Here is a 7,244-nt window from a genome sequence, read left to right as displayed (position 1 = left end):
AAAGTCTGGTGATATTCCTTTTCTAAACGTAGGAGGTTCTCTCTTAATAGCAATTGGTACTTACGACTTTCGTGAAGCTTTTGTCTTAGGTCCTTCAGTTTTTGCAAGCATAGGATACTTTGGTGAAGTTTTTTCAATATCACTAACTGCTATGTCTTCAGTCGGTTATTCTGAAGTTTTTGGTCGTACTAGTGGCTACTATCTCTTCGGTTCTCTCGGTCTACAGATGAACCTTATGCCTATAAGGAACATAGGAATGGGTCTTGAAATATGTCCAGGGCTTGGAATAGGATCAGCAGCTATTCTATTGCCAACACTTGCAAGACTAGTTCTGAATTTCACTTTCTAGGTTGAACAAAATTTTAGTATCATAGTTCCGTTGCTTTAATTAAATACTTCAGGAGTAGTCACTCCGAAATTGAAGAATTTGTCTTTGAATATAATTTAGAATAATGTATATAATCAACTTATGAATAGGTATTTGGTATCCATTTTAGTTGGAGTTGCTATATGCTCTTCAATTTATTCACAAGAACTTACCTTCAAGGACTATATTTCTAGATACATAGAAGGTAAATTGGGGCTACAGGTTATTGTTATGGACTTTGTCTCAAAGTCAAGGTATGAAGAATTATACTCACTGCTTGATGAAATATCAAAAAAGACAAACTCTTATGAAGTATTGGTTGAGAAAGTTAAGGTTGGGTTTCCACTGAGAAGAGACGTTATGAATGAGCTATATGAAGTTTTAGATAGTATAATTTTTGAGAGATATATTTACAACTCTGTGTTTTCAGAGAGGAGGTTATTAGATAGTTTCTCTAGAAACTTACTTGAAAGGAAGACAAACATAAGTGAGACAGTAGTTAGAAACTTCTCTAGGCTCTGTTTCAACAACAATTACCTTTCACCTTTGACAACACTAACTAAAGAAAGGGTAATTACAAACAGAGCAATAATCTCTGAACTAATATCCAAACTTGAGATCTTTGAGATGTTTCATGAGATTGTAGAAGTTTACAGAAGCATAAGGAACTACTACGATTTTGAGACAACAGATTTGGTTACTATTGCTAGGGGGTTGGGTGAGGTCGGAGATGAAGAGTGCTTGAGAATACTCTCTCAAAACTTACCGCAATACATACCTTTAAGGATAGAGTTTTTGATAAGATTTGGGTATATTCAAGAAGGGATTGAGGAAGTAAGAGTTTATGGTGTCTCTTCTAGGAATGCAAAGTATGTCTTGATTGCTTTTCTAAATCTTAAGAAGTTTGATGAAGCAAGGTCCTTACTACCTTTCATAAGCCAGCAGAGTCTTCTAAACTACTTCAGTGTAGTTATAAACATCCTAAAAGGACAGGATTTGTTGAATAACGAGAGAAAACTAAAGGATATGCTACAAACTAAAGGATTAGAACCTAATATCAAAAACCAAGTTAGCCTAATACTTTGGTCTTTGAATACAGCAAGAAACAAAGATGATATTTTCGACGAAGTTGTATCTATATTGAACTACTTTAACAATGTAAAAAATCCTAATATTGTATCAAAGAGAGTATTAGATATGATTAAGAACAGAGTGGAGAGTAGGGCACAATGACTTAAAGTCTCATTCTAAACTACTGGAAAGTTGTTAGGTTTGATTTGTTTGCTTGTTAAAACGTAATCTATTTCATAACGAACCTTTCTAACTCTGCTAATGAAATTAGGCAAGTTTTTATCACTACTAAAATCACTACTAAACTTTCTATGCTTGATCAGATTTTAACAGGATAGTTAATTGCTTTTATACTTAGAACTTAAACTTATATTCCTTTAACCTTCTGTTTATTACTATTTGCTTAACTCCTTCGTCTATCTTTCCATCTAGAATGAACTTACCTTTGTATGATTTCCCTCTTACATTGGTTATAGATGTGAAGAATAAGTTTTGTCTCTCACCATTACTCAAGATTGTTAATTTTATTGTGTAATTAGTTTTCTTACCGTCCTCGTCTTCAACCAAAAACTCAACATCGGCAGATGTTGCGAAAACATTTATATTTGCTACTCCGAACTTTCTTGAAAGTGTGTCTATGTTTATCTCTTTTGATGATGACAGTTTTCCAATTGATACCGATACTTTCCCTTTTCCACTTTCCGTTGCTTCAATGTATCCATTACCCAGATACTTGAACTTTTCTAGTGAAGGTGTCAATTGATAGATGGTTCTTACGATACCATCTTTCGTTGTAGCATTAATGAATACAAACCCTTTGTCTCCGACACCCCATTCACTCGGATGGACATCAAGTTGAATACTAGTTATTTCTTGAGATAAAGATTCTTTACTCAGAGTAAATACAAGAAAATTACTCATTCTCTCCTTCCAAGAGATTTCATTGTGAATGCCTTTCTTGTCCTCAATATACAATAGTCTAGGATAGTCAATCTTGGTTAGCAGGATATTACATATCTCTCTTGTTGTGTATACGATGTTACTTTCTGATTCTTGGTTTCCTCCCTCGCTATAGCCCATATCAATGTAGATTTTGAGAGTTGATAATTTATCAAGGTTTCTTACCACATTTGACTTCGTTCTTTCAAGCCCCCACCAAAAAGAAGGAGAGAAACAACCGACTGTTCCGAAAACTTCAGGATACCACATCCCAAGGTAGAGTGAAATAAGACCTCCGAGAGATGAGCCAAAAGTACCAACAGAATCTCTGTTTGTCTTTACCCTAAAGTTGGTTTCTATGAATGGTTTAAGTTCTTCAACGAGAAATTTACCATACAACTCTCCTGCTCCACCACCGTAACTCTCAAAAGGGAATGGTGTGTATTCTTTAATCCTATCAACCCCCATATGATCTATACCTACAATTACGACATCTCTAATTTTGCCTTCTTTAACAAGGATCTCTGTTGTTTTATCAACATCCCATTTTGCTTTATTTTTCTCATCGTAGTATACGTTCTGTCCATCGTGAGCATAAAGGACAGGATAGTAGTTTGTTGAGTTGAAGTAATCCGAAGGTAAAAATACTCTTATTGTTCTCTTATTCTTAAGGACCTTTGACTCAAAGCCTTGAATTGTAACAAAGTTTCCGTTGGTTCGGAATGAAAAACCAAAACATACACTTGATAGAATTGAAAGTAGGATAAGTAATATGAAAAATCCCTGCATAGGCCTAACCTCCAGTTTTATATTTAAATTTTACTTTTGACTAAATCACACTATCTAGTTAGACCTTCTTTAGGTATCTCTATCATTTCAAAATCTGGAACTTCGTTTGCACAATACTTATCTATTGTCTTTGAGAGGCTCTGATAGTCACTTTCTTTTATGTATTCAGGGAATAGAAGAACTACCCTTTGCTTCACGAAATTTCTGGTAGCATACTCCTTATAGTTTTGGTAGAATGAGTATAACGTACTTCTTGAGACTGAATACCAAAAGTATTTACTGACATAAGGTCTTCTAACGCACTCGTCAAGAAATTGAACTACAACTCCTCCATCTACTCTCGGTAAGGTCTCTTTTAGGAATAGAACCTGATTGTGAAAGTTTATCCTTAAAACTCTATCAACACTTTCTATTTCAGAACTATACTTACTCTCTTCAAAGATAGACAGAAGGTTTATGAAAACATCTATTTTTTGAGGCATTTCAGAAATTAGTCTTTTAACATCGTCTAGAAGATAGAAGTCTGATTTGAAAACCTTTGTGTTGAGTCCTTCGGCTGACAGGTATTCTAAATCTTCCACATTGAGATTACCTTGTAGGTATAGGTTTTGAGTTTTTGGCAGAATTTTCTTACTTACAATTCCTTTTGATAGGTATTTGCCAAATTTACCTGTAGCACCTAGAATTAGAACATTCATAACGAACTCAAGGTTAGTCTCACACTTGTCAATTTTTTTGAATTTGTAGAACTACTTAAAGTTAACAGCTTCGTAGGAGTAGATGAGCCATCTGTTGTCATAGGTTCTAAATAGTTCGTAGGAATATCTTAACTTGTAGGATGTATTTCTCAGCTTATACTCAACATCTGCTATTACTTTTGCTTTGTCTCCTTCAATCTCGGTTCTAATTATTGAGAATGAAAGTATGGGGTCTTCCCAATATGTTGTTAGGTATTCTTTAAATTTTTCTATAACTCTTGCCTTCTCTGACGCTGTTTTACTTTCGTCATATCTCTTTGAGAATGATGGAAATATTGCTATAAGTTTGTCAAAGTCAAAGTAGATTAGATACTCTTTTGCATCTCTTCTGTATTTCGCATCAAGCATTCTTCTTACGACTTCATAAGGCGGTAGGTTGTAGAGTTCTTGTTGTTTCTTCTGGAACTCGGTATCAATACTTACAACAACTTCTTCAACCTTCCTAGGGGGTTTTATAATTATCTTGTAGAAGTCCGTGAATAATCCATCTCTTTTGTCTGCCATTCCATCGGGGGAGAAAATACCTCTTATGTAATAAACACCAGGTTTGGAGATGTCAAATATCTTGGATATATCAAGTCTAACTGAAAACGATTGGTCTGGCTTTAGGATTATAGACCTTTTCGTTGAGTGAATATTGAAAAAGTCGTGTTTAACTATAAAGTCATAAGACAATTCAACTTGGTCATTCTTTTCCGTTCTTAAGTCTATGAAGAATGTTTTGTAGATGTTATCGTATATGAAAAATTCCTCGCTATTATTACCTACATTCCTAACAGTAAATATCACCGGTATCTCTTGTAGCATCCTAAATGTTTCATATTCAAATGAAAGTTCAGGTTGTATCCCCCCATAGGATGTCTGGGCTATTACAGAAACTAGCAGAAGAAAAAATATTCTCCTCATAGTAATAATATTACTAAACTTATCGGAAGAATGTGTGTTGTTTGAAGTGTTAGTGATACAGAAAACCTAGAGATTGAAATGTTTAATCTTCTTCTAGTTAGTTTTTGACTGAACATACCTGTTGTAATTATACTTTCAATATGACAGAAACGGAACTCAAAGAGAGATTACTGAGCATAATAAGAACAGATAAGGATTTCGCTTTTGAAATTCATAAATTGATACTGAAGTTGTATGGGGATGAGCTTTTAACAAAGACTTACTTTGATGAAGCACTAGTGAAGTATTCACAAGACCTAAAAAGAGAGTTTTACAGTGCTCTTGAGAAGCAGTCCGAGGAGTTAAGAAAAGAGTTTTACAGTGCTCTTGAGAAGCAGTCGGAGGAGTTAAGAAAAGAGTTTTACAGTGCTCTTGAGAAGCAGTCAGAAGACCTTAAGAAGTTTGTTCTTAACGTTAAAGATGAGATTGATAGGAAGATAGATAGGGAGGTAGAGAGGCTTGACAGGAAGATAGATGAGTCGGTAGGAAGGCTTGATAGGAAACTTGAGGCAATAGGTGGCAGGTGGGGTTTGAGCTCGGAAAAAGCTATCACGAAGTTTGCAGAAGATCTCGTGAGTAGTTGGGGTGGTGAGGTCAAAAAATGGAAGAGTAGTGCTGTTGTAAAGATTGGAGACTTTGAGGAAAAAAGGGAGTATGAGATAGATATAGTAGTTAAGGATGGTGTTGAGATGGTTGTTGAGGTTAAGTCAAGTTGTAGTGTTTCTGAGGTTGAGAGGTTTGAAGAAGCTGTAAGAGTGTATGAACAAGAGGTAGGAAGAAAAGTTAGTGAGAAGAGAATAGTAACATACTTCATCTATGAAGATGCAAAAAAACTAGCAGAAAAGAAAGGAATAAAGGTAATATATCCTTAAAACTCCATTAACCTGTAGCCAAATTTTGTTATTACCCTATTTTAACAACTATAATTTTCACAATCTATGAAAAAGTTGATCATTATAGGTGTAGTTATAACTATATTGATCATTATCTTTACGATAATCTGGTTTATAAGACTTCCAGTTGGTTCAACAGAGACTGACTATATGAATAAAAGACTAGGTAAGAATCTAAACTTGAGTCTCAATGTCAATAACCTAAAAAGGGATTTGTTTGGAAACATAATAGCAGAAGAAGTTTCATACTTACCAGAGTTTTATGGAAACTACTGTATAGCACGGTATGATGATCTAATAGGTTTTCTTGAAGTATCTACAAACAACATAACTTTCACTATACATTCAAACTCAATAAACCTATCGGAACTTTCAAAGATTATTGCTAGTCTAGGATTAAGTTATGAAGAAAGGTTTAGTATCTCAACGAATGTTATTGAACTTTACTTGGTTGAAGTGAGTTCAAATACTTTCACAAACCTTGTTGAGAATGGAGTTTTGAAGAGTAAGGACATATTCTATAAGCATACTGACAAACTTACATCTGCTTGGGTTGACATATCCGTTGAGATAAGCAAACTTGAACTTGGAATATCAAAAAGTGTTGATGAAGTCAAAAAGGGGATGGAGGACCTTTTAAACAAATTCAGAGATGATGTATATTCATACTACATAAAACAATCATCTGCAAAAGGAGTTTCCAAAGGAATCAATGAATTCATAACTGAACTTGATAGAGAAATTCAAAACCTAAAAAGCAACCTAATTGATTATCAGAAAAGGGTGGATGAGGAATACTCAAAGTTGCGCATATTAAGAGAAGGATACAAGACCGCTTGGGATCAGAAAATTGAGATACTCAAGAAAAATCCTCAAAAGTATGTAGATCTGTTTATCCTAAACTTTCCTGTCTATCTTTTGGAAAGACTTGAAAGATACAGGTTTATCAATGTTCCCCAGGTTCTAACACTGAAGAATGCATCATACACCTTATCAACTACGAACAATAACATTGAGATATCCATTCATGGCGATATTTACACAGGGGGCAAGTTCAGGTTTGTAGGGGGCATATCAAACGGAACTTGGTATGGAACAGCTAACTTTGAAGGAATAGAAAGTAAAGTCAATATATCAAGTTTTTCGGTAGATTTTGAATTTGAACCATTTATGGATACGCTAAACGGAGAGTATAGATATAGGTTTATAACCGATCCCAAATTCAACCTAACAAATCTTATCTACAACTTCTTGACAAACAAACAGAACATAAAAAAAATACTAGAAGAGATCACTTCTGAAGAAGGTTTCGTAGCATCTTTAATTGATAATGAAGTAGAAAGAATTGCAACCAGTTATAAGATTCAATTTGAGAGATACAAGGAAAATATCTTGAGGAACATAAACAATCTCAAAAGCTTATACGAAAAGGAAGTTGAAAACTCAAAACAGAAACTAAAAAAATCCATAAAGATGTAGGGG

The 7,244-nt window shown here is 34.4% G+C and carries 7 protein-coding genes; 4 read left to right on the top strand and 3 right to left on the bottom strand.

Features of this window, described 5'->3' with window-relative positions:
* Together NZ579_04700 and NZ579_04695 are read left to right on the top strand one after the other, a co-directional pair.
* Nucleotides 1-349 (top strand): hypothetical protein (locus tag NZ579_04700; protein MCS7299245.1); only part of this gene is annotated, 349 nt, incomplete at its 5' end.
* Nucleotides 350-469: 120 nt separating this feature from the next.
* Nucleotides 470-1,600: a hypothetical protein gene (locus NZ579_04695; GenBank protein ID MCS7299244.1), complete on the top strand. Its 1,131-nt coding sequence runs from the start codon at nt 470-472 to the stop codon at nt 1,598-1,600.
* 192 nt (nt 1,601-1,792) lie between these two features.
* Here the strand turns inward: NZ579_04695 and NZ579_04690 are convergent, their stop codons facing one another.
* The 3 genes from NZ579_04690 to NZ579_04680 are packed head-to-tail and all read right to left on the bottom strand — an operon-like array spanning nt 1,793 to nt 4,830.
* The gene (locus NZ579_04690; GenBank protein MCS7299243.1) at nt 1,793-3,166 is read right to left on the bottom strand and encodes an alpha/beta hydrolase-fold protein; all 1,374 of its coding nucleotides are present in this window, start codon (nt 3,164-3,166) and stop codon (nt 1,793-1,795) included.
* A gap of 50 nt (nt 3,167-3,216) precedes the next feature.
* The gene (locus tag NZ579_04685) at nt 3,217-3,864 is read right to left on the bottom strand and encodes a hypothetical protein (protein ID MCS7299242.1); all 648 of its coding nucleotides are present in this window, start codon (nt 3,862-3,864) and stop codon (nt 3,217-3,219) included.
* Between the two features lie 51 nt (nt 3,865-3,915).
* Complete coding sequence (locus NZ579_04680; GenBank protein ID MCS7299241.1) at nt 3,916-4,830, bottom strand: hypothetical protein; 915 nt, start codon at nt 4,828-4,830, stop codon at nt 3,916-3,918.
* A 140-nt stretch (nt 4,831-4,970) separates the two neighbouring features.
* Between NZ579_04680 and NZ579_04675 the strand changes: the two genes are divergently transcribed.
* Both NZ579_04675 and NZ579_04670 read left to right on the top strand, forming a co-directional pair.
* The gene (locus NZ579_04675) at nt 4,971-5,741 is read left to right on the top strand and encodes a DUF3782 domain-containing protein (GenBank protein MCS7299240.1); all 771 of its coding nucleotides are present in this window, start codon (nt 4,971-4,973) and stop codon (nt 5,739-5,741) included.
* Between the two features lie 66 nt (nt 5,742-5,807).
* The gene (locus tag NZ579_04670; GenBank protein ID MCS7299239.1) at nt 5,808-7,241 is read left to right on the top strand and encodes a hypothetical protein; all 1,434 of its coding nucleotides are present in this window, start codon (nt 5,808-5,810) and stop codon (nt 7,239-7,241) included.
* Nucleotides 7,242-7,244: the final 3 nt, after the last annotated feature.

This window comes from Spirochaetota bacterium (assembly GCA_025061835.1).
GTDB lineage: Bacteria > Spirochaetota > Brevinematia > DTOW01 > DTOW01 > SKYB106.
This window is presented reverse-complemented; position numbering and strand designations above follow the sequence as displayed.